This is a genomic window from Janthinobacterium sp. PLB04, from assembly GCF_021165895.1.
GTDB classification, from domain to species: domain Bacteria; phylum Pseudomonadota; class Gammaproteobacteria; order Burkholderiales; family Burkholderiaceae_D; genus Janthinobacterium; species Janthinobacterium lividum.
In genome coordinates this window covers 2,610,691-2,635,219 of record NZ_CP088968.1, presented here as the reverse complement: position 1 = coordinate 2,635,219, position 24,529 = coordinate 2,610,691, and the positions used below count along the sequence as shown (strand labels likewise).

Annotated in this window: 23 protein-coding genes; 8 read left to right on the top strand and 15 right to left on the bottom strand. The window is 64.4% G+C overall.

The features are described 5' to 3' along the window. The first annotated feature begins 38 nt into the window (after positions 1-38). The 6 genes from malF to LSO07_RS11665 all read left to right on the top strand — a co-directional run bounded on the left by malF (position 39) and on the right by LSO07_RS11665 (position 7,419). Positions 39-1,550, top strand: coding sequence for a maltose ABC transporter permease MalF (malF, locus tag LSO07_RS11690; protein WP_099393161.1), 1,512 nt, complete (start codon positions 39-41; stop codon positions 1,548-1,550). 10 nt (positions 1,551-1,560) lie between these two features. Further along, positions 1,561-2,451: a maltose ABC transporter permease MalG gene (malG, locus tag LSO07_RS11685; protein WP_070259183.1), complete on the top strand. Its 891-nt coding sequence runs from the start codon at positions 1,561-1,563 to the stop codon at positions 2,449-2,451. Beyond that, positions 2,409-4,088, top strand: a complete 1,680-nt coding sequence (locus LSO07_RS11680; RefSeq protein ID WP_225317277.1) for an alpha-amylase family glycosyl hydrolase — start codon at positions 2,409-2,411, stop codon at positions 4,086-4,088. Before malG ends, LSO07_RS11680 begins: the two co-directional genes overlap by 43 nt. After that, positions 4,085-4,996, top strand: a complete 912-nt coding sequence (locus LSO07_RS11675) for a carbohydrate kinase family protein (protein WP_151094301.1) — start codon at positions 4,085-4,087, stop codon at positions 4,994-4,996. The genes LSO07_RS11680 and LSO07_RS11675 overlap by 4 nt, the downstream gene beginning before the upstream one ends. A 94-nt stretch (positions 4,997-5,090) precedes the next feature. After that, on the top strand, positions 5,091-6,377 hold the full coding sequence (locus LSO07_RS11670) for an O-acetylhomoserine aminocarboxypropyltransferase/cysteine synthase family protein (RefSeq protein ID WP_151094299.1): 1,287 nt from the start codon (positions 5,091-5,093) through the stop codon (positions 6,375-6,377). Between the two features lie 49 nt (positions 6,378-6,426). Further along, entirely contained in the window at positions 6,427-7,419 is a 993-nt protein-coding gene (locus LSO07_RS11665; RefSeq protein ID WP_208672477.1) for an AraC family transcriptional regulator, read from the top strand. 18 nt (positions 7,420-7,437) lie between these two features. Here the strand turns inward: LSO07_RS11665 and LSO07_RS11660 are convergent, their stop codons facing one another. After that, positions 7,438-8,241: an SDR family NAD(P)-dependent oxidoreductase gene (locus LSO07_RS11660; RefSeq protein WP_099388544.1), complete on the bottom strand. Its 804-nt coding sequence runs from the start codon at positions 8,239-8,241 to the stop codon at positions 7,438-7,440. 166 nt (positions 8,242-8,407) lie between these two features. Between LSO07_RS11660 and LSO07_RS11655 the strand changes: the two genes are divergently transcribed. Further along, entirely contained in the window at positions 8,408-8,986 is a 579-nt protein-coding gene (locus tag LSO07_RS11655; RefSeq protein ID WP_151094297.1) for a TetR/AcrR family transcriptional regulator, read from the top strand. Here the strand turns inward: LSO07_RS11655 and LSO07_RS11650 are convergent. From LSO07_RS11650 to LSO07_RS11610, 9 genes are all read right to left on the bottom strand, one after another. Next, a complete protein-coding gene (locus tag LSO07_RS11650; protein WP_151094295.1) occupies positions 8,943-9,986 on the bottom strand; it encodes an AAA family ATPase in 1,044 nt (347 codons plus the stop codon). The genes LSO07_RS11655 and LSO07_RS11650 overlap by 44 nt on opposite strands. Further along, complete coding sequence (locus tag LSO07_RS11645; protein ID WP_225317276.1) at positions 9,983-11,344, bottom strand: capsule biosynthesis protein CapK; 1,362 nt, start codon at positions 11,342-11,344, stop codon at positions 9,983-9,985. The genes LSO07_RS11650 and LSO07_RS11645 overlap by 4 nt, the downstream gene beginning before the upstream one ends. A gap of 2 nt (positions 11,345-11,346) precedes the next feature. After that, positions 11,347-11,940 (bottom strand): hypothetical protein, encoded by a 594-nt coding sequence (locus LSO07_RS11640; RefSeq protein WP_092610396.1) that lies wholly within the window; start codon positions 11,938-11,940, stop codon positions 11,347-11,349. Position 11,941: 1 nt separating this feature from the next. Next, positions 11,942-13,705, bottom strand: a complete 1,764-nt coding sequence (locus LSO07_RS11635; protein WP_151094291.1) for a vWA domain-containing protein — start codon at positions 13,703-13,705, stop codon at positions 11,942-11,944. Next, positions 13,702-14,673, bottom strand: a complete 972-nt coding sequence (locus LSO07_RS11630) for a hypothetical protein (RefSeq protein WP_151094289.1) — start codon at positions 14,671-14,673, stop codon at positions 13,702-13,704. The genes LSO07_RS11635 and LSO07_RS11630 overlap by 4 nt, the downstream gene beginning before the upstream one ends. Positions 14,674-14,682: 9 nt before the next feature. Further along, positions 14,683-15,168: a hypothetical protein gene (locus LSO07_RS11625; protein WP_151094287.1), complete on the bottom strand. Its 486-nt coding sequence runs from the start codon at positions 15,166-15,168 to the stop codon at positions 14,683-14,685. Further along, positions 15,165-16,745 carry an AAA family ATPase gene (locus tag LSO07_RS11620; RefSeq protein WP_070259207.1) on the bottom strand — a complete coding sequence of 527 codons (1,581 nt, stop codon included), beginning with the start codon at positions 16,743-16,745 and terminating at the stop codon, positions 15,165-15,167. Before LSO07_RS11620 ends, LSO07_RS11625 begins: the two co-directional genes overlap by 4 nt. A 75-nt stretch (positions 16,746-16,820) precedes the next feature. After that, positions 16,821-17,426 (bottom strand): glutathione S-transferase, encoded by a 606-nt coding sequence (locus LSO07_RS11615; protein ID WP_151094285.1) that lies wholly within the window; start codon positions 17,424-17,426, stop codon positions 16,821-16,823. Beyond that, on the bottom strand, positions 17,423-18,280 hold the full coding sequence (locus LSO07_RS11610) for an alpha/beta fold hydrolase (RefSeq protein WP_151094283.1): 858 nt from the start codon (positions 18,278-18,280) through the stop codon (positions 17,423-17,425). The genes LSO07_RS11615 and LSO07_RS11610 overlap by 4 nt, the downstream gene beginning before the upstream one ends. A gap of 99 nt (positions 18,281-18,379) precedes the next feature. On the opposite strand from LSO07_RS11610, the gene LSO07_RS11605 reads away from it, so the two are divergent. Further along, on the top strand, positions 18,380-19,264 hold the full coding sequence (locus LSO07_RS11605; protein ID WP_151094281.1) for a LysR family transcriptional regulator: 885 nt from the start codon (positions 18,380-18,382) through the stop codon (positions 19,262-19,264). On the opposite strand, the gene LSO07_RS11600 is transcribed toward LSO07_RS11605, so the two are convergent. The 5 genes from LSO07_RS11600 to LSO07_RS11580 are packed head-to-tail and all read right to left on the bottom strand — an operon-like array spanning position 19,261 to position 24,501. After that, on the bottom strand, positions 19,261-19,779 hold the full coding sequence (locus LSO07_RS11600) for a hypothetical protein (protein ID WP_151094279.1): 519 nt from the start codon (positions 19,777-19,779) through the stop codon (positions 19,261-19,263). The two genes, LSO07_RS11605 and LSO07_RS11600, sit on opposite strands and share 4 nt — an antisense overlap. A gap of 2 nt (positions 19,780-19,781) precedes the next feature. Continuing rightward, positions 19,782-20,930, bottom strand: a complete 1,149-nt coding sequence (locus tag LSO07_RS11595) for an ABC transporter permease (RefSeq protein ID WP_151094277.1) — start codon at positions 20,928-20,930, stop codon at positions 19,782-19,784. Then, positions 20,927-22,108 carry an ABC transporter permease gene (locus tag LSO07_RS11590; RefSeq protein WP_151094275.1) on the bottom strand — a complete coding sequence of 394 codons (1,182 nt, stop codon included), beginning with the start codon at positions 22,106-22,108 and terminating at the stop codon, positions 20,927-20,929. Before LSO07_RS11590 ends, LSO07_RS11595 begins: the two co-directional genes overlap by 4 nt. Before the next feature lie 6 nt (positions 22,109-22,114). Continuing rightward, the gene (locus LSO07_RS11585) at positions 22,115-23,089 is read right to left on the bottom strand and encodes an HlyD family secretion protein (RefSeq protein WP_151094273.1); all 975 of its coding nucleotides are present in this window, start codon (positions 23,087-23,089) and stop codon (positions 22,115-22,117) included. A gap of 2 nt (positions 23,090-23,091) precedes the next feature. Then, positions 23,092-24,501, bottom strand: a complete 1,410-nt coding sequence (locus LSO07_RS11580; RefSeq protein WP_225317275.1) for a TolC family protein — start codon at positions 24,499-24,501, stop codon at positions 23,092-23,094. Between the last annotated feature and the right edge of the window lie 28 nt (positions 24,502-24,529).

Here is a 24,529-nt window from a genome sequence, read left to right as displayed (position 1 = left end):
CGCCATCTCGTATCACTCCATCTTCACAGGTATCCATCGTGCGCAAGTTTATCGGCCCTACGGTATTGACCATCAGCATGGCGCTGGGTCTGTATCTGCTCTTCATGTTGTACATTTCCGGCCAGACCATGCTGGCCGCCGTTTTCCTCGGCTTGCTGACCCTGACGACGTTTGTCTTCACGTCGCCGCGCGCCTATGCCTACCGTTATCTATTTCCCGGCATTACGGCGGTCATCGTCTTCGTGCTGCTGCCGATGGTGTACACGGTGTCGATCGGCTTTACCAATTTCAGTTCGCGCAACCTGCTCACCTATGAGCGTGCCACGCAATACCTGCTCGACGAGACGCAGCGCGTGGAAAGCGCCGGCTATGCCATGACCGTACATGCCGACAACAAGGAATACCGCCTGCGCCTGGAAAGCCCGGACACGGGCGAAGTGCTCTTGACGCAGCCGCTGGCCCTCAAGCGCGCCGTCCCCCTGAACGTGGAAGTGGCGCCGCTGGATCCCGTGCAGGCGCCCGTGCTGGCCGCGCCGCTGCCCATCAAGGACATCATCGCCCTGCAAAAGGACTTGAAGCTGCTCACCCTGGTCATGCCGAACAGGATCGAGCTGCGCATGGTGGGCTTGCGCGAATTCGGCCCTGTCGCGCATGTCTACAAACAACTGCCCGACAAGACCCTGAAGAAAATCGCCACGGGCGAGCTCGTGACACCGAACTTCAAGACGGGCTTTTATGAAATGCCGGACGGTACCAAGCTGGAACCGGGCTTCAAGGTCAATGTCGGCTTCGCCAACTTCGTGAAGATTTTCTCCGATGAAGCGTTCCGCGGCCCCTTCCTGCGCATTTTCGTGTGGACCATCGTTTTCGCCCTGATCAGCGTGGCCACGACGACGGGCCTGGGCATGGTGCTGGCCGTGCTGCTGAACTGGGATGCGCTGCGCTTCCGCGGCCTGTACCGCACCCTGCTGTTCCTGCCGTACGCCGTGCCGGGTTTCATCTCCATCCTGGTCTTCAAAGGTTTGTTCAACAATAACTTCGGCGAAATCAACCTCGTGCTCGACGCCCTGTTCGGCATCAAGCCCGCCTGGTTCTCCGACACCACGCTGGCCAAGGCCATGATTTTGATCGTCAACACCTGGCTCGGCTACCCCTACATGATGGTGGTGTGCATGGGCTTGATCAAGGCGATCCCGTCGGACCTGTACGAAGCCTCGGCCCTGGCCGGCGCGGGACCGCTGACGAATTTCTTCAAGATCACGCTGCCATTGATCATCAAGCCACTGACGCCGCTGATGGTGGCCAGCCTGGGTTTTAACTTCAATAACTTTGTACTGATCAGCTTGCTGACGGGCGGGCGTCCCGATTTCCTCGACACCACCTTGCCGGCCGGCACGACGGACTTGCTCGTGTCCTACACCTACCGCATCGCGTTCGAGGATTCCGGCCAGAACTTTGGCCTGGCCGCCGCCATCTCGACCCTGATCTTCTTCCTCGTGGCCGCGATTTCGCTGGTCAACATGCGCCTGACGCGCATGAACAAAGCATAAAGGACAGCATATGGCTATCGTTGTCGACCGTTCCAACCGCTGGCGCATCCTGGCGGCCCACGTCGCCGTGATCGCGCTGATCGCGCTGGTGATGTTCCCCTTCCTGATGATCTTGTCGATCTCTTTGCGCCCTGGCAACTTCGCCTCGGGCAGCCTGATACCGCCCGAGATCAGCTTCGAGCACTGGCGCCTGGCGCTGGGCATGTCTTACCAGGCGCCCAACGGCACCCTGGTCGAGCCGGACTTCCCCGTGCTGCTGTGGCTATGGAACTCCATCAAGGTGGCCAGCATGAGCGCCACCGTTACCGTGCTGCTGTCGACCACCTGCGCGTACGCATTCGCGCGCATGCAGTTCCGCTTCAAGTCGCAAACCCTGTCCGCGCTGATGCTGCTGCAGATGTTCCCCGCCGTGCTGGCCCTGGTGGCCATCTACGCCATCTTCGATGTGCTGGGCAGCTACGTGCCGTGGCTGGGCATCGACCACCACGGCAGCCTGGTGCTGGCCTACACGGGCGGCATCGCCCTGCATATCTGGACCATCAAAGGCTACTATCAAACCATCCCCATCGAAATCGAGGAAGCGGCCAAGGTCGACGGCGCCACGCAATGGCAGGCGTTCATCTACGTGCTGCTGCCGATGACGGTGCCCATCCTGATGGTGGTATTCCTGCTGTCGTTCATCGGCGCCATCATCGAATACCCGATCGCCTCCGTGCTGCTGCATGAACAGAACAACCTGACCCTGGCCGTCGGCTCGAAACTGTTCCTGTACGAGCAAAAATACCTGTGGGGCGACTTCGCCGCGGCAGCCATTTTGTCCGGCCTGCCCATCACGGCCGTATTCCTGCTGGCGCAGAAATGGATGATCTCCGGCCTGACGGCTGGCGGCGTGAAGGGCTGACCATGCGCCGCGCCCTGACTACGCTGGCCGCCCTGTTACTCAGCGCTTCGGCGCAGGCAGGGAGCTTTGCGGACAACCCCATCGTCTACTTCGCCGTGACGGACCGCTTCGCCAACGGCAATCCTGGAAACGACCACAGTTATGGCCGCGCCGCCGACCCGGCAGGCGGCGATGTGGGCAGCTTTCACGGCGGCGACATCGCCGGCATCACGCAACAGCTCAAAGCCGGCTACTTCCGCGACCTGGGCGTCAACGCCCTGTGGATCACGGCGCCGTACGAGCAGATCCACGGCTGGGTGGTGGGCGGCAAGCAGCAGTTCCAGCACTACGCCTACCACGGCTACTGGGCGCTCGACTACACGACCATGGATGCCAACATGGGCACGCGCGAGGAACTGCGCGAGATGATAGACACGGCCCATGCGCAAGGCATCCGCGTGCTGTTCGACGTGGTGCTGAACCATCCCGGCTACGCGGACTTGCGCACCCTGTCCGAATACAAGGTGCCGGTCCTGTGGCCAGGCCATGAGCAGGCCGTGCTGCGCGACTATCACAGCTTCATCGACTACAACAACTTCGAATTCAAGCAGTGGTGGGGTCCGGACTGGGTGCGCGCCGGCTTGCCCGGCTACGCCGACGGCGGCAAGGATGATTTCACCATGCAGCTGGCCTACCTGCCCGACTTCCGCACGGAGAGCAGCAAGGCCGTGGGCTTGCCGCCGATTTTGCAGCGCAAGGCCGACACGCGCGCCGTGGCCCTGCCCGATGCGACTGTCCGCACTTACCTTGTCAGCTGGCTGGCCGACTGGGTGCGCGAATTCGGCGTCGACGGTTTCAGGGCCGACACCGTCAAGCACGTGGAGCCGGCAAGCTGGCTGGCCCTGCGCGCGGCGGCCACCGATGCCCTCAAGGATTGGAAGGCGCGCCATCCGCAGCAAAAGATCGATGACGCGCCGTTCTGGATGACGGGCGAAGCGTGGGGCCACGGCCCCGAGCGCAGCAGCTGGCATGACGCCGGTTTCGATTCGATGATCAATTTCGACTTTCAAAGCCGCGCTGGCGGCGACTGGAAAAGCATCGATGGCGTCTACCGCCAGTACGCGGGCTTGCTGGGCAAGGGCCCGGGCCCCCGCTACGACATCCTGTCGTATATCTCGTCGCACGACACCAGCCTGTTCCCGCGCGACCGGCTGAAACATGGCTTGTCCGCCCTGCTGCTGGCGCCGGGCGGCGTGCAGCTGTTCTATGGCGATGAAAGCGCGCGCCAGCCTGGCGCGGCGCCCGTTGGCGACGAACAGCAGGCCACCCGCTCCGACATGAACTGGAGCTCGATGGATGGGGCCACCCTCGCGCATGCGCGCAAGCTGGGTCAGTTCCGGCTGCGCCACCCTGCCCTGGCGCGCGGCGAACACCGCTTCGTCGACGACAAGCCGTACGCATTCGCCCGCGTGACACAGGACGACGCCACCATCGCCGTGCCCGAGGCGCAAGGCCCGCTCGAACTGAAAGTGCACGGCGTGTTCGCCGACGGCACCAGTCTGCGCGACGCTTACACGAATCAAACCTATATCGTAAAAAACGGCACCGTCGCGGTGAACGCGGCCGGCACCGTCCTGCTGGAGAGAGCTGCACCATGAGTACCTATGACATTTTAGTGGTCGGCGGCGCCGGCATCGACACGATCGTGCGCGTCCCCGACCTGCAATTGCCCGTCGCCGATTCGCTGCACGTGCCGCCCATCCGCGACTACGTGGCGCACACGGGCAACGGCGTGGCGCTGGGCTGCCATGCGCTGGGATTGCGCTGCAAGTTCATCGACTTCATCGGCGACGATGCGCAGGGCGCGGCCATCCTGCAGCGCTACAAGGAAGCCAGGCTCGATTTTTCACACCTTGTCGAACCCTCGGGCACGCGGCGCAGCGTCAACCTGGTCGACCCGCAAGGGCGCCGGCTGTCGCTGTACGACGGCCGCCATCCGGAAGACGTGCGCATGCCGGCCGCTTTTTATCTTCCCTACCTGGGCCCGGCGCGCCATGCGCACTTTTCCATCATGGGCTGGGTGGCCGAGCTGTTTGACGATGCGCAAATGTGCGGCACCACGGTGTCGACGGATTTGCACGACTGGGATGGCGTCAACCCGCACCACAAGGTCTTTGCGCTGCGCGCCGACCTGGTCTTCCTCAGCACGGCCGCGCTGGGCGAGCGCACGGAGTCCGTCATGCGCGCCATTATCTCGGAAGGCCGCGCGCAGGCCGTCATCGCCATGGCCGGAGCGGATGGCGCCTACCTGCTGGAACGGGGCGGCGAGACCGTGCGTCACACGCCGACGGCAGGCTTGAAGCTGCCCGTGGTGGACACCAATGGCGCCGGCGACTCGTTCGTGGCGGCCTTCCTGCATGCCTGGCTGGGCGGCGCGGGCCTGGACGATGCCATGCGCCGCGGCGCCATCGGCGGCGCATTTGCCTGCGCGCAGAACGGCACGCATGAACGGTTCATCGGACTGGCAGAGCTGCATGACTTATATCAAGACAGCACTAGCTTATGAATTAAAATTCTATCAAGCGTAGCAACGAGCTAACGGGCGCATGGCACAATGGCTGCGGATTTCACCACCGCATACCATAGCAACCGGAGACCACATGAGAATCGAAACCCTGGCCGTGCACGCCGGCTACACCCCCGACCCGACCACCAAGGCCGCCGCCGTCCCCATCTACCAGACGGTGGCCTACGCCTTCGACAATGCCCAGCATGGCGCCGACCTGTTCGACCTCAAGGTCGCCGGCAATATCTACACGCGCATCATGAACCCCACGCAGGACGTGCTGGAAAAACGGGGCGCGGCGCTGGAAGGCGGCGTGGCCGCGCTGGCCGTGGCGTCGGGCATGGCGGCGATCACCTATGCGATCCAGACCATCGCCGAAGCGGGCGACAATTTCATCTCCGCCAGCCAGCTGTATGGCGGCACCTATAACCTGTTTGCCCACACCCTGCCGCAGATCGGCATCGAAGTGCGCTTCGCCGACGCGCGCCAGCCCGAGACCTTCGCCGCCCTGATCGACGCGCGTACCAAGGCCATCTTCTGCGAATCGATCGGCAACCCGCTGGGCAATGTCACCGATGTAGCGAAACTGGCCGAGATCGCGCATGCGCACGGCATCCCGCTGATCGTTGATAACACGGTACCCAGTCCGTATCTGTTCCGTCCCATCGAGCATGGCGCCGATATCGTCGTGCACTCGCTGACCAAATACCTGGGCGGCCACGGCACCACCGTGGGCGGCGCCATCGTCGACAGCGGCAAATTCCCGTGGGCCGAACACAAGGAACGCTTCAAGCGCCTGAACGAACCGGACGTGTCGTACCACGGCGTCGTCTACACGGAAGCGTTCGGACCCGCCGCCTTCATCGGCCGCGCGCGCGTCGTCCCGCTGCGCAATATGGGCGCGGCCATCTCGCCACTCTCCGCCTTCCAGCTGATCCAGGGCATCGAGACGCTGGCCCTGCGCATGGACCGCATTTGCGACAACACGCTGGCCCTGGCCAGGCACCTGAAACAGCATCCGAAGGTCGCGTGGGTCAATTACGCGGGCCTGGAAGACCACCCGGACCACGCGCTGGTGAAGAAATACATGAATGGCCGCGCCTCGGGCATTTTATCGTTCGGCCTGAAACTGGCGGCTGGTGAGGATCCACGCGCGGCCGGCGCCCGCGTGCTCGACGCCCTGCAACTGTTCACGCGCCTGGTCAACATCGGCGACGCCAAGTCGCTGGCCACGCACCCTGCCTCCACCACGCACCGCCAGCTCAATCCCGAAGAACTGGCAAAGGCAGGCGTGTCGGAAGACATGCTGCGCCTGTCCGTCGGCATCGAGCATATCGACGACTTGCGCGAAGACCTGGAACAAGCCTTGAACGCGGCGTAAGCCTCTTTTCCACGCCGCCCGGAGGGGACTTCATGCCATAATCGGCGGCATGTCTTCCCCTCCTACTCTCCCTGAGCAGCCGGCATCCGGCCATTTCCGCGCCGAATACGCGCGGCGCATGAATGCCGTGCTTGACCATATCGACCGCCACCTCGACACGCCGCTGGACCTGGCCCAGCTGGCCGACGTCGCGCATTTTTCACGTTTCCACTTTCACCGCGTATTCGCCGCCTGGATGGGCGAGACGCTGGGCGACTATGCGCGCCGCCGGCGCCTGGAAACGGCCGCCCTGCGGCTGGCCTGCCGCCCCGACGAAACGATACTGGACATCGCGCTGGCGACGGGCTTCGGTTCCGGCGAAGCGTTTGCGCGCGCCTTCAAGCTGAAATTCGGCTGCACGCCAACGGCCTGGCGCGCCGGCATCGCCGCAAAAAACGCTGCCATGCTCGCAGCCATGCGCCTGCACCGGCAAGATAGCAATCCGGATCAGGCCATGCGCAATCCTGGTCAGGAAAACGGGCCGAACTTCCAGCACCATGGGCACTCCAATCCACTTCATAGAGAGAGTCCCATGCAAGTCACCATCCTCGACCTGCCGCCCGCCACGGTGGCGTGCCAGCGCCATATCGGCCCCTACGGTCCCGCCATCGGCGCCTTCTGGCGCGACACCGTCGCGCCATGGATGCAGTCGCACGGCCTGGGCGACGCGACGTGCTACGGCATCGGCCATGACGATCCCAGCATCACGCCGCCAGACAAATGCCGCTACGACGCCTGCGTCACCGTGCCCGATGCGTTCCAGTCAGGCGGCCGGGCCAGCATCACCACCCTGCCGGGCGGGCGCTATGCGGTGGCGCAATTCAAGGGACCATCCAGCGCCATTGCCGAAACATGGACGCGCATGACGCGCGAATGGCTGCCGGCCAGCGGCCTGCAGTGGGATGAGCGCCCGTGCTTCGAGCGCTTTTCCGCGGCCACGGCGCTGGACCCGGCCACCGGCGAATTCTCTTGCGACATCTGCATCCCCGTGCGGCCCCTGTAGCTTCCTCTTTCGCGTGTATCAGCCCGCGATACCATAACGCGATGCCGGCTTGCCGCGCATCGCGCCCGCGAACAGGGCCAGGCGGGCAGAGTCAAACTGCTGCCACAAGGCCTGGTCTTCGACGGAAGGCAGGGTCACCAGTTCGCCCTGGTCCAGGCCCGCCAGCGCCGCATCGACACAGTCTTCCGCGCGCATGATGGTGGCCTGGTCCAGCTGCGCCAGCGGCACGCCGCTCAATTCCCAGATTTCCGTTGCCGTCGATGCGGGCAGCACCAGCTGCACCACGATGCCCGTGCCGGCCAGCTCCTGCTGCAAGCCGCGCGTGAAATTCATCACATAGCCCTTGGTGGCGCTGTAGATCGTGCTGACGGGCAAGATGTGGAAGGACAGCACGGAGCCGATATTGATGATGGTGCCGCTGTTGCGCTGCTTGAACTGCGGCAGCACGGCGTAGCTCAACTCCGCCACGGCCGTCACGTTGACCTTGTCCATGGTGGCGATGCCCGCTTTCGGCGTATCGACGACGGGCGCCAGGGTCGAGGCGCCCGCATTATTGACCAGCATGGTGATGGCCGGATTGCTGGCCAGTTCATCGGCCACGCGCTGCAGATCGGCCGGCGCGGACAGGTCCGCCGCCATGGCGCGCACGGACACGCCATACTTTTCCGCCAGCGACTTGGCCAGCACGCCCAGGCGTTCGACCCGGCGTGCCACCAGGATCAAATCGAAGCCACGGCTGGCCAGGCGGTCCGCATACACGGCGCCCAAGCCCGACGATGCGCCGGTGACGAGGGCCGTGCCTTGGGTAGTAACTGCATTCATGATCATTCCTTCTTCAATATAGGGGGTGGACTGGCGTCATCAAACATGACAGCCATCATGCTTCAACACATTAAATATGACGGTCATCATGTTTAATGTGTTGAAGCATGACGAACATCATGTATGATGTCAACCATTATTTTTGAAGCGCGATCAGGAGCCTGCCATGCGTTATCCCGCCGAAGAAACCGCTGAAAAGCACCAGCGCATCCTGACGCAAGCGGCGCGGCTGTTCCGTGAAAAGGGCTATGACGGCGTCAGCGTGGGACAGATCATGCAGGCGACGGGGCTCACGCATGGCCCCTTCTACAACCACTTCGCTTCGAAGGAAGCGCTGATGGCGGAAAGCACCCTGCACGGCTCGGAACACTCGCGCGTGGCGCTCGATGCGGCAACGGCAAGCCCGGAAGCCATGCGCCAGTATGTGCGAGACTACGTGAGCGCGGCCCACCGAGACGCGCCGGGCGATGGCTGTTTGCTGGCCGCCCTGGCCGGCGACGCGCGCAAACAGCCGGCCGTGCGCCCCGCCTTCACCGTCCACCTGAAAACCATCATCGGCAAGCTGGCCACGCATTTTCCGTGGCAGAAAAAGCGCAACCGACAACAGGAAGCCATCGTCATGCTGTCAGCCATGGTGGGCGCCGTGGCGCTGGCGCGCGCCGTCGACGATGCCGCGCTTTCCGATGATATCCTGGCGGCAGTCAGCGCCACGTTCGCACCGCCAACATCTGCGCCACCTGCCTGACCCTCTCGGCCACCGTGCCGGACACATTGATAAAAGCGATCCCCCGCCGCGCCAGCTCGTCCTGGTACCACGCATGCTGACGCGCGCGAAAATCCTCGTCGCGGCGCGTGCCATCCTGGATGAAGGGGAAGTCTGGGGCGCACAGCAGCACCAGATCGTAACGGTGTTCTGCCAGCTGCGCCAATTCCTGTTCGGCCCTGCCAAACATCTCGACACAGTAAAAATACGTCGTCATGGGCGAGGTATCGCAAAACAGCCAGCGCCGCGCAGCCAATAGCGCCTGCGCTTCGCGGCGCAGCTGTTCCCGGCCGATCTTCAGCAGATCGTCATAGTTCAATATGCCATCCTGGCTTTCCCACAACTCGCGGCCATATTCGGCCACCCAGGCCGTCTCGAAATGCGCCGCCAGTGCTTGCGCCAAGGTCGTCTTGCCACTCGATTCGCCGCCGAGCACGCACACGCGCGTGACAAAATCGGCGCGCACAATCGGCGACAGGAAGGCGCTGTGTGCATGCGGGTCTTGCCTGGCCCGCGTGCCGGACACGGGCACCACAGTTCTCGCCTGGTCCACGCTCACATGCGCCACCGGCCCGCCGGCATAATGCCGTTCCAGCACCTGGGCAAAGCCGGGGCCATAGTCCTCGCTGGTGAAGACGGCGTCGACGGGCAGCGCCAGCACTGTCCAGCACAGCCAGCCCATGAAATGGCGGTGCGCGTCGCCATCGTCGTCGTTGTGCGGCAGCGTACGCGCCGGCACGCCGCGCGCCGCGCACAGGGCGGCCAGGCGCGCATCGTCCAGCACGACGATGCGCGCCTGCGGGAATTGCGCGCGCAGCCACCGTTCCCGGCGCGCCGGCTCGTAACCGGGAAATTCGGGCTTGGTGTAGCTGACCACCAGCAGTTCTTCGCTGGCCTCTTGCGCACGATGGAGCAACAGTTCGTGGCCCTGGTGCAGCGGGCAGAATTTACCGACCACGAGGCCGCGTTTATAAAGGTTCATGCCACTGCTTCCTGCAAATCCGAGGTGTATTGAATGATCTTGTCTTCCGCCAGCAAGGTCTCGACCGCGATGACGCCGAAAAAAGGCGCGAGCAAGGCGCGGGCCCGGTCAGCCTGCGGCATGGCGTTCGGCGCCAGGCGCAGCGCGATAGCGCCGTCGCCATGCTGGTGCACGCCGAACAGGGCGATGGCCAACGGTTTCAGGGCATGCGTAATGTCGATATTGTTGATCCATTCGCCATTGATCGTCCTGTAGCGCAGGGGACTGCGGCCGGCCAGGCCCATCAACACGGGACCGTGCGGGCCATGCGCCAGCGAAGCGTAATCACCCGTGCGGTAGCGAACCAGCGGCAGGCAAAAATTGAAGCCGCCCGTCACGGTAATTTCGCCGCGTGCGCCATCCGGCACGAGCTGGCCCGCGCTATCGAGGATTTCCACGTACAGCCGGTGCTGCAGCAGCACGTGGCCACCCGCCTGCTCGTCGTAGACGGCCACGGGGCCCACTTCATTGAGCGAATAGATGTCGAGCACGGGGCAGCCGAACGCCGCTTCGAGGCGCGCGCGCATGCCGGGCAACAGCATCATCGACACGGACAGCAGCGCGGCCGGCTTGTGCCCCATGGGCAGGGTCAGCAACTCGGCAAACGAGATGGGGTCGCCCGCGATCAGCTCGGGCGCCATGGCATCGAGGTAGCGCGCGCGGTCGTCCGGGTCGCGCCAGTCGTCCTCGTGCAGGTTGATCTTCGCCAGGCCCGATTCGTTCATCGCCGGCGTGACGGAAACGTAGGTGAAGCAGCGGCGCTGATGCCCCAGCAGCATCACGCCCACCTGGCCCGCGCCATGGTGCAAGGTGACGCCGAAGCGGTGCAGCGCACGCTTGTGGAAGGCCAGGTAGCGCCCCGCCACCAGCGGGTGCGAGGCGATCAGCAGCGGGTGGCCAGTCGTGCCTGTCGTCTGGAAGTTGATCATGCGCGCCAGGTCCGCGTCGTCGGGCACGAAGGCGGCGATGTCGTGGGCCAGTTCGGCGCGGCTGATGGGCGCCACGTCCGCAAGACGCGCGGGCGGCGAACCGCAGGCGCGGTAATGCGGCACGGTGGCGTAAGTCGTCCTGAGAAAATCCGCCAGCCAGGGCGGCGGCGCGTCTTTGCTCCAGCCGATCTCCGCCTGCATGACTTCCTGCTCGTAGGCGCGCAGCGCTTCGACCTCCCCGGCCAGCAGCTTGTTGCCGCTGCGGTTGCGGTACCGGGGTGCCGCGGGATGGCTGCGCAGTTTTTCCAGCATGCGCGCCCCCGCCTGCGTCAGGGTGGGACAGTAGTCGCAGTCCGATTCCCAGGCGCCGCCCGGCAAATTGACGTCCACGCTCATTCGCGCGACCACTTGTCGGCCGATTCCTCGGCCGCCTTCTTTGCCAGCGCTTCGCGGATTTCGCGCGCGCGCTGCTCGGCCAGCCGGCTCGCTTCGAGCAGGCGGCGGCGCTCCGTGCCGCTGATGGCGGACAAGCGGTCCGTGGCCTGCGCCACGCTTTCGTCGCGGGGCCGAAAGCCCAGGCGCGCCAGCACGATGCGCGCCAGTTCCTCGCGCCGCTCGGGGTCTTGCGTGAACTGGTGGGCCGGCGTACTGGCGGCCAGTTCGCGCGCCGCCTCGCCCAGCACCTGCAACAAATCGTGCTGCGGCAACTGCTGGCCGATGAACCAGTCGTCGGCCAGCAGCCAGCACAGGATCATGGCCAGCGCCAGCCGGTTGCGGTCCGCCTTCACCTGCGCGCCGATAAAACCCTGCAAGGATGCGGCCGGCGCGCGCGCGCCATGCAGCAGCAAAATGTCGTTGACCAGCGCGGCCACCGCCACCGCCTGCGCATTGGCGACGCCGGCGATGCGCGGCTCGGCGAGGAATTCGACGGGGGTGTCGGCCAGGCGGTGGGTCAGGGTTTCGAGGTGGGGACCGTGAGTATGCATGTCATTGTTGTATGTAGTGGCGCCGGCTGAACGCCCGCGCAAAGTCCAGCAAGTCCTCGTAGCGCTCGACGGCGTGGATATCCCAGCCCTGCTCGCGGCGCGCGCGCTTCAGATCGTCATAGGTCTGCTGCAGCCACTTATGGGCCGCCGCGCCATCCCAGTCGCGCTCCAGGTTCAGGGCCATGGTGCCGCCCGCGCCGCCCTGCGCCAGCGCTTTCGCCGAGATATCCCAGCCGCTGTTGCCCAGTTCATCCTTGTCGAACATGGTGGTGATACCGTCGTCGGAAATCATCAGGATGTGCGCGGGCCGTTCGCGCCTGGCCGCATAGGTCTGGCGCAGGCGGTGGATGGGGAAACAGGTGCCGCCGCCAAAAAATTCCGTCAGCACGCCCAGGATCATGTCTTCATCGCGCACGAAGCCTGGCGTTTGCATCACCTCGTTCTTGCCGCTCCACAGGGTCACCTGCACCTTCGCGCCGGCGCGCAGGGCGGACAAGGCGATCACGGCGCCAGCCAGTGTCAGGAACGAGGTATGCGCCTGCGGGTTCGGCATGGAGCCGGAACTGTCCACGTACATGTCCAGGTCGACGGGCACGGCATCGGTGGCGCGCGCCGGTTCGCGGCCGTACACGCGGCGCACGGTGGTCACGCCCGGCACGGGGCGCGGCGATTGCATCACCGATTGCAGCCAGTCGATGTCTTCCAGAGGGTCGCCGATTTCCCATGCTTCCAGACCTTCCATCTGCGGTTCCTGCGACTCGGGCGCGGGGCGGCTGGGGAACGCCACCAGGTGCGGCAATGCCCGTTCGCGGTAATAGCGGATGGCGATTTCATGGTCGCTCAGGTTCACGCCCGACGCCTTTAAGATATCGCCCAGCTCGAACGGTTCGCGCAGTTGTCCGCCGCCCTGCCTGGCGGGCGCCTCGGTCACAGGTTCCTCGCCATCAAGGCCGGAAATGCGCTTGTCGTGCACCGGGTGGATGGCGCCGTCCGCCTCGTCATCCTCGATCTGCTGCGCGCCATAGGTCTGACAGCCACGGGCCGCGTCGCGCGTGTCGAGCAGATAGCGGCTCGGGCTCAAGGCATCCGTGTCTTCCACCAGATAAGGCAGCAGCAAGGTGGCGAAGCGGCCCGCCGCCAGCATCCAATCGTTCGCGTAAACACGGATCAGGCGCGCGCCCAGCCAGGCATCCGTGTCCAGGCGTTCGTCTGCACTACCGCCTCCGAGTTCGCCCTTTTGCAGCTGCCACAGGTTTTCATAGATGCGCATGTACAGGGTCCATACGCCGCCGCTACCCTTGGCATCGGCTTGCGCAGAGCGCCCCTGCTGCAGCTTGCGGTAGATATCGGCCATGCGCAAATTCGCCTGGCGCTGCAAGCGGTCGTTGATGAACAGGTCCGTGTACAGGTTGGCCACCATGGGCGCATGCTGCTCCAGGGTCGGCAAGGCGCGGCGCATGCGCGCCAGCAGGCGGAACTGGTCGCTGGCACTGCCCGGCGCGAGGATGTGGTGGCCGATTTCATGGGCAAGCACTTCCAGCGCATAGTCGTCCAGGCCCAGCTCCGTCACCAGCGGCAAGTCCACCACCACGCTCTGGTCCAGCAAGCGGATCATGGCGAAGCTGCCGGACAAGCCCTGCCTGCTGGCCTCGACGCGGCTGGCGCACAGGTTCGGGTCGCGCAGGCGCGTAAATTTGCTCCACGCGGCCAGGGCCTCGGGCCAGGCGGCGCGCCAGCGGTCGATCAAGTCGGCATCGTTCTTCATGCGAGCGGCAGCAGGCGGATCGCGTGCGTCCACGGCGACGTGACGGCGAGCGTATGCGCATTCGCGGCAAGCGCGATATCACCGGCCGGCAGGTCGAGCGCGATGCTGCGCGCGCCGATATGCACGGTCGCCCCCTCGAGGCGCACGGACGCCGGCATGGCACTTGGCGCCTGCTCGAACTCCTGCGCCGTCGCGCTGTGCAGCACGGCGCCATAGGCGTCGGCCACCAGCAGGTAGTGGCGCTCGGCGCTGCACACGACAAAACCGTCCTTTGTCGCGCGCACTTGCGGCGGTGTGCCGAAGTCGCCACCGAGGCCGCTGAAGCTGCCGAACGCCCTGCCCTCGGCATTGCCGCGCCAGGGATTCGCCAGCAACTGCGCATGCACCTGCGGCCATTGCGCGCCCGGCTCGCCAAAAGCGGCCAGCGCCAGCGCTTGTGGCAAGGTGTCGGCGGCAGCCAGCGCGCCCAGGCGGAAATGCGCGACGCCGGCGCGCCAGGCCAGCACCTGGCCCACGGCACGCAGCTGCGCGACGCTGCCGACTTGCGGCGCCACGGCAGCCATCCCGGCCTGCCACTGCGCGGGCCGCGCTCCCGCCACGGCGCCAATGTGGATGGCGGCGTTGCTGAGCATGCCCAATACATCCACGGGCGCGGTGGCCAGCAACGGCGCAAACGAGGGCGCCAGTTCGCGCCAGACGGTATTCAGGAACGGATTTTTCGCGGCAGGCCCGGCCAGGCCATGGCCCACCAGTTCCAGCGCCATGTCATAGGCGGCAAAGGTAGCGCCGCCCACGCGCTCGGGCGCGGCGGCGGCCAAGGCCACCACCAGCGGATCGACGCCGTCGTGCAGGAAGGCGCTGAAGGCGGCCATGTCGAGCGCGGGAAAGCGCCGGCGCGCTTCCACGGCGCGCGCGTTGAACTGGGCGCGGCCGCTGGCAAGTATCGAGGCAAAGGCAGGAGAAATCATCGCAGCCTGTCAATCGCTGTGCGAAAAGTGCAGCAGATAGCGCTCATCCCCTGACTCGAAGGCGATCTCGTCCCAGTGAATCGCGTACCAGACACCAGGTGGCGGCGTCATCGTCACGGCGTGCACGCTGAATCCGGCCAGCGATATGTCCAGCGCTTCGAGGAAGCCGTCGACGAGGCAGGCGCGAAAACGGCCGGGCGGCGCCGTGCGCATGTGATCCGACGAGAAGAACCAGCGCTGGCATAGCTGCTGCAGCTGCGCGCGCCCGCACGGCACCGCCGCGATCTGCCACAAGGCCGCCGGCAAGTCGCGCGCGGGTTCGATGACGGTCAAGGCATAACCTTCGATGCGCAAGCCCAGCGCCTTGGCCAGGTCAGGCGCGTCGGGCAGGCGCTGCAGCTCGTAAGTTGCGCACAGGTCGCTGGCCTCGCTGTTCAACATGGCCAGCGCATCGAGAAACCCGCGGCAATGATCGATATTCAGAGCGTAATTCATTGCGAACGCAGCCAAGTGCGGTAGTTCGTATAGCGCTGGTGCAGATACTTGAGCTTCAGCAGGTCGTCGTACAGGGGACCGTACAATTTTCTGCCCTTCGTGCGTTCGCCGATCAGCTTTTCGATGCGGTTCAGGCGCGCCAGGGTCTCGCGCTCGCTGACGCCATCGAGGCCCAGGTCGAATTCGGCCGACAGCACGCCGACAGGATCATCGCGGTCCAGATCCAGGCGGTTGAATTCATCGTTCGACAAATCGAACAGGCGGCGCAGCCAGCCCAGCCTGTCGCTGCGGTAGGCGGCGTTTTCCGGCAGCGCGAAAAATGGCGCATCCGGGTCCGGCTGCAGCTTGTTATGCAGGACGAACGGCAGCACCTGGCGCAAGTCTTCCAGCGCCACCTCGCCATTGCCGCGGAAATAAGCCATGGCCTTGGCGTAGATCATCAGCGCCATCAGGGTGCGCACGGAAATGCCGTTCAAGGTTTGGCAGCCCAGGTCTTTCAGGCGGTCGCGCCCATTGTCGGCCGCCTGCGCGGCGCCCCGGTCGGCTCCGGCCAGGCGGGCCGTATCCTTGGTCATGTATTCAAACTGGCCGCCGGCCGTCTCGAACAGCTCGAACTGGCTGGCAAAGAATTCCAGGCGGCGGCGTACGGCGTCGGGTATGGCCACCTGGCGGATGGATGCACCGATCTGATCCACCTCCCCTTCCGTGAAGATGATATCGGGCGGCACCAGCTCTTCGGGCCGCACGTTTTCTTCCACGCGCAGCAGCAGTTCGTTCAGGAAGCGCGGGTTGAAAGCGAGCGCCTGCACCGTCACGTCGACCCGGTCGCGCAGCGCTTCGATCACCTGGTACGTGCCGCCGCCCTGGTCGTCGTTGGCCGTCAGATACCAGGCCGCTTCCGGGCATTCGTAAATATGGTTCAGCACTTCCGCGTAATTGTCGCCCATGACAGTGAGCAGCGCACTTTGCGTGCGCGTGGGGATGCGGTTGTATTCATCGACGATCTTCACGCGCATGCCCAGCCAGGCGCGCCAGGCGATGCGGATATCGTCCATGCTTTGCGCGTTCACCAGGTCCGCCGGCAGCGGATTGCCCAGCAAATCGGCCACCGTCATCTGCGGGTGGCCATGCTGCATGGCGCGCTTGACTTCCTTGACGGTGGAGCCGGCCAGCACGCCCATCAGCAGGGCGCTGGCCGTCTTGCCCCGCCCCGGCCCGCCGACGAACAGGCATTTGCGGCGCGTGGCAAAGGTCAGCAGAGGCAGCAAAATAAAACTGGAATAGCTTTGCGCCGACGGCAGATTCAGGGTGCGGCGGCTATCGCCCACGGAATACGTCTGCGACGGGCCATCGTTGTATTCGATGTCGTAATGGGGGCTGATGATGGCGTGGTTGACGATCCAAAAGTATGCCTGGCGCAGCTTTTCATCGAACGGCCGCGCTTGCGCCTCGCCTTCCGCTCCCAGCGCGATGGGGCCCTGGTACAGGTCCGCCACGTCGAACTGCCGCGCGGCGGGCGCGGACTTGGGTTTGGTGGGGGCCTGGGACAGGCGCTGGAACAGGTTAAAAGACGGCATGGCAATATTCTTCCATTAAGGAAATGAAATTATTGCACAAGCCACCTGCAAGCACCGGTTCGGATGACAAGCAACTCAGCCCGCCATCGGCGTGGCCAAAAACACCGGCTGCTGCTCGGCCAGCGCCGTCAAAGCGGCCACGGCCGGATAATCGCTGTCTGCCATCACGTCGGGCACCATCTGCTGAGCAAAACTCCAGGCCACCGCAATGGTGATGCCGGCAATACTCAAGCAGTCTGGCGCCTCTTCGCGCAATGACGCCTCCAGCTGCGCCCAGGCCCCATGCAACTGCAGCTGGACGCGGTCCAGCCAGGGCTGGTGCTGTTTTTCCTGCGGGCGCAAGCGCCGTTCATAGACGATCTGCACGGCTTTGTCGCAGGCGGCCAAAGCATAGCTGGTTTGGCACAGCGCGCGCAGGCGAGCCGGACCCGGCTCCGGCCTGATGTGGGGAGCATGCGCGGCCAGTTCCTCCAGATACGCCAGGATCAGGGTCGAGTCCATCAGCACCTGGCCGTCGTCCGTGACCAGGGTCGGCACTTTGACGGCCGGGTTGATGCTCCGTACCTGGTCGACATCGGAAAACACCGACAGGGGCCGGTGTTCGTGCTCCAGGCCCAGCACTTTCATACCAATGGCAACGCGCCTGACGTAGGGCGAATCGAGCATGCCGATCAATATCATGGCCTTCTCCTCTCCATCTGCTGAATAAACGCGATGACTTGCGCCGCGACGGGCAAGGGCGCGTCTTCCATCAGGAAGTGCCCGGCCTCGTCAAACAGATGCAAGGTGGCGCCGGGAATATCGCGCTGCAGGCGATGGCCGTAAGCCACCGGCTGCCACTCGTCCTGCTGGCCCCATAACACCTGTACCGGCACTGTCAACTGCGGCAGTCTTTCGGCAAAGTCCATCGTATAGCAAGCGTTATAGTGCGCCACCTGGTGCTGGTAGAACGAGGGCTGGCCCACCACGCCGCACAGCGGCTCCAGGTAGCACCGCAGAAGCTCGCCCTGCATCCTGTCCTTGTGAAAAACGGCCATGCCCAGCTGGCGCGCCATCGTGCCGCGATGCTCGCCGGCCGGCGTCAAGGCACGCCGGGCGAAATCATCGCGCAGATGCTTCCAGGTGGGCGACGGCCAGGAATCGTAGCTGGGCGCGTCGGCGATGCTCAAGCTGCGCAAACGCGACGCGTGGTCGAACGCCAGGCGCAGCGCAATGGCGCCGCCGATATCGTGGCCGAAAAAATGGGTGGTCGGCAGTTGCCAGTGGTCGAGCAAGGCCGCCAGCAAGGTCACTTGCGCCGCTACCGAGGTATCCGCCTCGACGGGCCGCTCCGACCGTCCAAAGCCCAGCAAGTCATACAGGTGCACCTGGAAACCGGCATCGACGAACAGCGGCACCAGTTCGCGCCAGATAATGCTGTGCGCCGGCGTGCCATGCACCAGCACCAACGGCGTGCCTGCGCCATGCATGCCGGTGGCGATACGGTGGCCGTGGATCAGGGCGTGGCCATTCAACAGCGGTTCTTGACTCGTCATCAGATGTCCTTTTTTTTGCGGAACCTCCAGGCTAAGGCTTGACTGGACATGACGCCAGTGACATTCTTTTGACCTTCAATCCAACTTTTGTCATGATCCATGAATTTGCGCCTATCCGTCGATGCCCTGCGTGTGTTCAGGGCAGTGGTACAAACCGGCAGCATGAGCCAGGCCGCCAGCCTGCTCCATCTGAGCCAGTCGGCCGTCAGCTGGAAAATCAAGCGACTGGAGCAGCAGCTCGATTGCCAGCTGCTGGCGCGCAGCGGCGGGCTGTTTGGCACGACCGACCAGGGAGCAGTGCTGCTGCGGCATGCCGTCAACATACTCGATGCCCACGATGACGCCGTCGCCCATTTTTCGCCATCGGCGATGCATGGCCGGCTGCGCATCGGCGTGACGGAGCAGATTTCATTGACGGACGTGTGCGCGGTACTGTCGCAGTTCTCGCATCACCACCCCAAGGTGGACGTGCAACTGGTGGTGGAGCAAAGCCAGGTATTGCGCGAACGCTTTGCCGACGGCGTGTTCGATGTGATTTTGCATCAGGATTTTGCCGGCATGGCGGCGCCGGCCGACACGCTGTTATGGACAGAAACACTGCATTGGTGCGCTGCCACGGCGGAGCAGACTTTGCCGGGCGAGAGCGTCAAGCTGATCACCTATGGGCCGCTCTGCTTTTACCGCCGGCTGGCCGAGGAAAAGCTGGGCCAGGCCGGCATGGCCTGGAGCGTGGGCCTGGAATGCCCGTCGGTGGCGGGCGTGCTGACCGCGATTGCCGCCGGCCTGGGCATGGCGGTGGTCAATGAACGCAACCTGGGCCAGGGCGTGCACCGGCATGCGGCACTGGAACGGCTGGCGCCGCTACCCCGTGTCGCCAGCCTGCTGCGGATCAATGACAACCTGCCCGACCCCGTGCGTGACGGTTTTTGCCAGCTGCTGCTGGCAGCATTGCAGAACAAGAGGAACGATGGATCCCGTCGCTAGCGATGCGGCCAGAGCAGATCAACCTTCTCGTCGTCGCTCAGCCACCAGCGCTTTCCGTCCTTGTCCTTGTGCACACCGAATATTTTCTGGTAGTTGTAGGTCTTGCAGTGCAGCTTCAGCCAGGCGTGGTAGTAGTCATCAAGAAAAGCGCTGAATATCTGCTGGAAGCGTGGTTCGCTGGCGTCTTTTTCGGGCAGCTCGAAGCTGCCTAACCTGGCAACGATGTGCGCGATGTCCGTCCTGCTGACGCCGTCGAGTTTCACGGGATCGGGCAAGGCGATCCTGAACGCCAGCACTTCCGCGCCCTCCTCTTCCCACCACTCGCGCAAATTGAAGCGGGAAATATCCTTTCCGCTTAGTGCCTGCAATTGATCCGCGAGTCTGTCGTATTCGGCGTTGTCGTCGTCGCCATGTTCATCACAGAACTGCGTATAAGCCAGTATCAATGCCAAAATCGTGGCATATTTTTCTTCCGCCACAGCCAGTGGGGGCTCCAGCGCTTGCTCTGATTTCATGCTCATCCTTGTTTGATGACGGGTGCCGGCGCCTCGGCGCGCCAGCGCCACCAGCCCAGCGCCACGCAGGCCAGCAGCAAGGTCAGCAGCCCCGCTACTTCATGGCGGATTTCATACAGCGAGGCGCCCATCTGGTTGAGCGCGACAAAGCCCTGGATGCCGGCCGTCGATGGCAGCAGCCAGCGCAGCCATTGCAGCACGACGGGCATAGACGACACGGGCCAGGTCAGGCCCGCGAGGAACAGCACCGGCATCGAGGTGGCGATCATCAGCTGCGTACCCCGCTCGCGCGTGCGGAACAGCATGCCCAGCAGCATGCCGAAGGCCGCTTCCGCCAAGGAAAACAGCACCAGCAGCAAGAGCATGCCGCCAAAGTTGCCGCCACGGGGGTAATCCTGGAACCAGAAGACAAAGCCGAAGAAATAGCAGCAGTTCAAGAAGGCCACGCAGGCGAACGCCAGCAGCATGCCCATATACCCACCCGCCGTGCGCGTGCCCGCCACGGGGAAGGCCTTGCGCTGGTACCAGGTGCCGAACAGCATGGTCATGCCAATCAGCAAGGTCTGCTGCACGATCAAGGTCGCCACGCCGGGCACGACATACGCGCCATAGCCTTCCTTGACGTTAAACAGGGGCACGGCGTCAAAGGCGATGGGCGAGCGCTGCTGGTTGGCCTGGATGGCGGATGGCGTGCCCGCGCCCAAACGCTTGAGTTCAATACCGGCCGACACCGTGCCCACCACTTCGGCCAGGCCGTTCAGGGCCACCTTGTTCAGCATCAGATACAAGCCATTGCCCGCCACTTGCGCGTGGGCGGCGCGGCCGGCCAGCACGTCCGTCTGCAAACCATCGGGAATGATCAATACGCCCATGACCTTGTCGCGCCACAGCAAATCTTGCGCAACGGGCAGGTCCGGCGTGACGGCGACCACGTGCAGCGACGGGTGGGCCATGGCAAAGCGCGTCAGCTGGCGCGACATGGCGCTGCGGTCCTGGTCGACGACGGCCACCGGCACGCGCTGGACGATTTCCGTCGAGTACGGCAGCGGATAGAAGAACGAGTAAATGATGCCGCCGATGAATAGCAGGGTCAGCGCGCCCTTGTCCGTCAGCATGGCGCGCCAGGTGGCGACGAAGGCTGGCCAGATCATGTGCGTCCCCAGGCGGCAGGCGCATTCGCGCGGCGCGCCAGCAGGAACGCGCCCACGGCGACGCAGCCGATGGCAAAGCCGGCCAGTATCAGCATTTCCTGCACGCCATAGCGCCACGGCGCGCCGGCCAGCCAGTATTTCGTTTGCAGCTGCAGATAATGCGTGAGCGGCAAGGCTTCCGCCCAGGCGCGCGCTGGCGCCGGCATGGCCATCAGGGGAAAGGCCTGGCCCGCAAACGCAAAGGCCGGCGCCGTGATGAAGGCGGCACCGGACAGCGCCAAACGCAGGGACAGGGTGGCGGCGATCAGCAAGGTGGCCAGGCCACAATACGCGAGCACCAGCAGCAGCATGCTTAGCAGCAAGGCCGGCAAACTGCCCGCCACGGCCCAGCCCCGCGCCAGGCTGAAGAACAGCAAGTACAGCAGCGCCAGCGCGCAGTAGGCGACGAGGGGAAACAGCAACTTGGCGCCGATGGCGCGCAGCCAGCTGCCATCGGCCGAGGCCAGCCATTGCGGCACCGTGCCGTCGCGCAACTCGCGGCCGATACTGGTGACGACGGCAACGACGATGAAAATCTGCAGCATGGCCGGCATCAGGGCCAGGGTCAGAAACGCTTCATAGCTGATGTTTTCGTTATACAAACTGTTCAAGGTCGTGCGTATCGGTTCGAACTGGGCCGCAGCCTGCACACCCGACATGCCTTTCTTTACCCGCGCCGTCATCTCGATGCCGGCCGACAAGGTCGTGCTGACCGTGCGCACGTCCCGCAGCAAGGCGCCCGCGTGCGAGGAAAACTGCGCGTTGTACAGCCATTGCACGGTAGCCTGGCGGCCGCCCAGCAGTTTCTGTTCGAAATCGTTCGGGATCAGCAGATAGCCGAACGCCGTGCGCTCGCGCAGCCGGTGCAGGGCTTCGTCGCTGGACGCCACTTTCGCCGCCACCTCGATGCCGGGCGAGGCGTCGAGCCAGCGCGTGAGCTGGCGCGACAGGGTGGAATTGTCGTTATCGATGACGACGATGGGCAAGTCGCGCGCGATGCCGGCGGAAAATACCAGCCACAACATGCCGCACAGCACCACCGGAATCCAGCTGAGCATGCCGATATCCCAGAAGTCGCCACGCAAGCGCCGCCACTCGCGTGCCAGCGCTGAAACCGGCTCTTTATCCGCTTCGTTCATCGCTTATCAGAGCGGTGGGAACACGACCGACATGCCCGGGCGCAAGCCCTCGACCTTGATGGCGGGACGCAAGCGGATTTCAAACGTGCGCAAGTCCGTGCCGCCCGGACGGGCCGCGCGCCACGTGGCAAAGTCCGGCAACACGGCCACGGAGCTGACCTTGAAACTCAGTTGCTGTTTCAGCGCCGGCACATTGGCCGTATGCGTGCTGCCCATGCCAAACACTGCCATTTCATCTTCGCGCACTTGCAGCACGGCCCAGGCGTCGTCGAGGTTCACCAGGGTAATTACGGGAAAGCCCTGCGGCGCCAGTTCACCCGGCTGTATCTGGATCTTGCTGACCTGGCCCGCCACAGGCGCGGCGATCTTCGTCTCGGCCAGGGCGATCTGCGCTTCCGTCAGCACGGCGCCCACCTGGCGCGCCTGGGCGGCGGCGGCCGTCTTGTCTTCCGGACGGGCCCCCTTTTGCGCCATGTCATATTGCGCGCGGGCCGCTTGCGCCAGCTGGTCGGCCGCGCGCCATTGGGCTTGCGCCTCGTCGCGTTTCTGCTGGGCGATCACGCCTTGTTCGTACATATTGTTGACGCGGGTGTACGTGGTTTTGGCGATGGTGGCCCCCGTTTGCGCCCGCTCCCAGTTCGCCTTGGCGGCGGCGATTTCTTCCGGTCGCGCCCCCGCTTCCGCTTTTTTCGCCACGGCGTCGGCCGCTTGCGTGGCGGCCGTCGCTTGCGCGATCTTCGCATCCACTTCCGGGCTCGTCAGCTGGAACAGCAGCTCACCTTTCGGCACCGTCTGGCCCAGCTTGACGTACAGCTCGCCCACCCTGCCCGGCACTTTCGACGAGACATTGACTTCCTGCGCATCCATCTGTCCCTGCAAAGGCAGGCGCTGCGGCTGGAATGCCTGGTACAAGCCCCAGCCCACGAAGGCCAGGACGATCACTGCGGCGACTATGGCCAAGGGTTTTTTGGAGGTACTCATTATTATTTGTCCACAGGTAATTGGATATCGGCCGCTGCCGCCAGGCTGCCCAGGCGTTGCGTCTCGCCTGTCGCTTCCAGCAATTGCGCCAGCCCCATCACGTAGTTATAGGCCGTCTGCGCGCGCTGGGTCTCGACCTTGGCCAGGTTCAGGCGCGCATCGACCACTTCCAGCGACGTCACTTGCCCTTGCTGGAAAGCCACCGTTTGCAAGCGGATATTCTCGCGCGCCAGTTCCACCGACGAGGCCGTGGACAGGTACTGGATGCGGGCGTTTTCCAGGGCGCGCCAGTTCTTTTCGATCAGGGTGGGAATGTCGCGCTCGGCCTGGCGCGCCACCACTTCCACCCGTTCCTGGTCGAGCTTGGCGGCGGCGATCATCTTGCCCGTATTGATGCGGTGCACGAGCGGCACGGAGACGACCAGGCCGATGGCCCAGTTCGAGCGCACGAGTTTTTCATTGCCACGATTCAAATTGTAGTTACCGATGGCGAAGACGGTGGGCGCGTATTCCTTGCCGTGCAGCTTCAAGGCTTGCTCGGCCTGCACGCGCTTGCTGTCGATCTTTTTCCAGTTCGCATTCTCGCGCATGCCCGTGCTGATGAACGATTGCAAAGTACCCACCGGCAAGCTGTTGACGAACAGCGGCGTGCTGGGAAGCACTTGCGTGTTGACGGCGAGCAAGCGGTCGAGCGCCACTTGCGCGATTTCCTCGTCGCTGCGCGCCTGCGCTTCCTCGCTGCGGGCGCTGTCCAGGGCCACGTCGGCGCGCAGGCGTTCCGCGCGCGAAATCAGGCCGCCCTTTTCCAGCTTGGCCGCGTCGCGCTGGTGCTGCGTCACGCCGGCCGTCACTTCGGCCCGCACGGCCACCACCCGCTTGGCCAGCAGCAGCTGGAAATAGCGCTGCGCCACCAGGGTGGCCAGCTGCTCTTCCGCTTCCGTGCGCTCCGCTTGCGCGGCCAGGGTCAGGCTGGAAGCGAGGCCCTTGACGGCATCCAGGCGCCCACCCGTGTAGATGGGCCACATGCCCAGCAAGCCGAACGAGGTCAGGTCCGTCACCACTTCGCGGTTCAGGGAATTGGGAATATGCGGCGTGGGCAAGCCGGGAATCGGCGGCAGCACGGATTCGATGCCGCCCACCACGCCGGACAAACCGCTCGTATCGATATTCAAGTCCGTCGACAGACGGCCGCGAAACGCCGTCAAGTCCACGGAAGGGCCATCGATATTCGACAAGGCTTCCGCCTTCAGTGTTTTCGCGCGCACGTCGAGCGCGGCGCCCTGCACGGCGCCCGAAGCCTTGGCCGCTTGCTGCAGCGCCTCATTGAATGTCAGCGGTTCCGCCAGGGCGGGCAGGGCCGCGCCCAGCGCGCCCGCCAGCAATAATGATAAGTGTCCTTGCAATCTGCCCATGTAGCGTCCAGTCAATGAATGAGGGGAA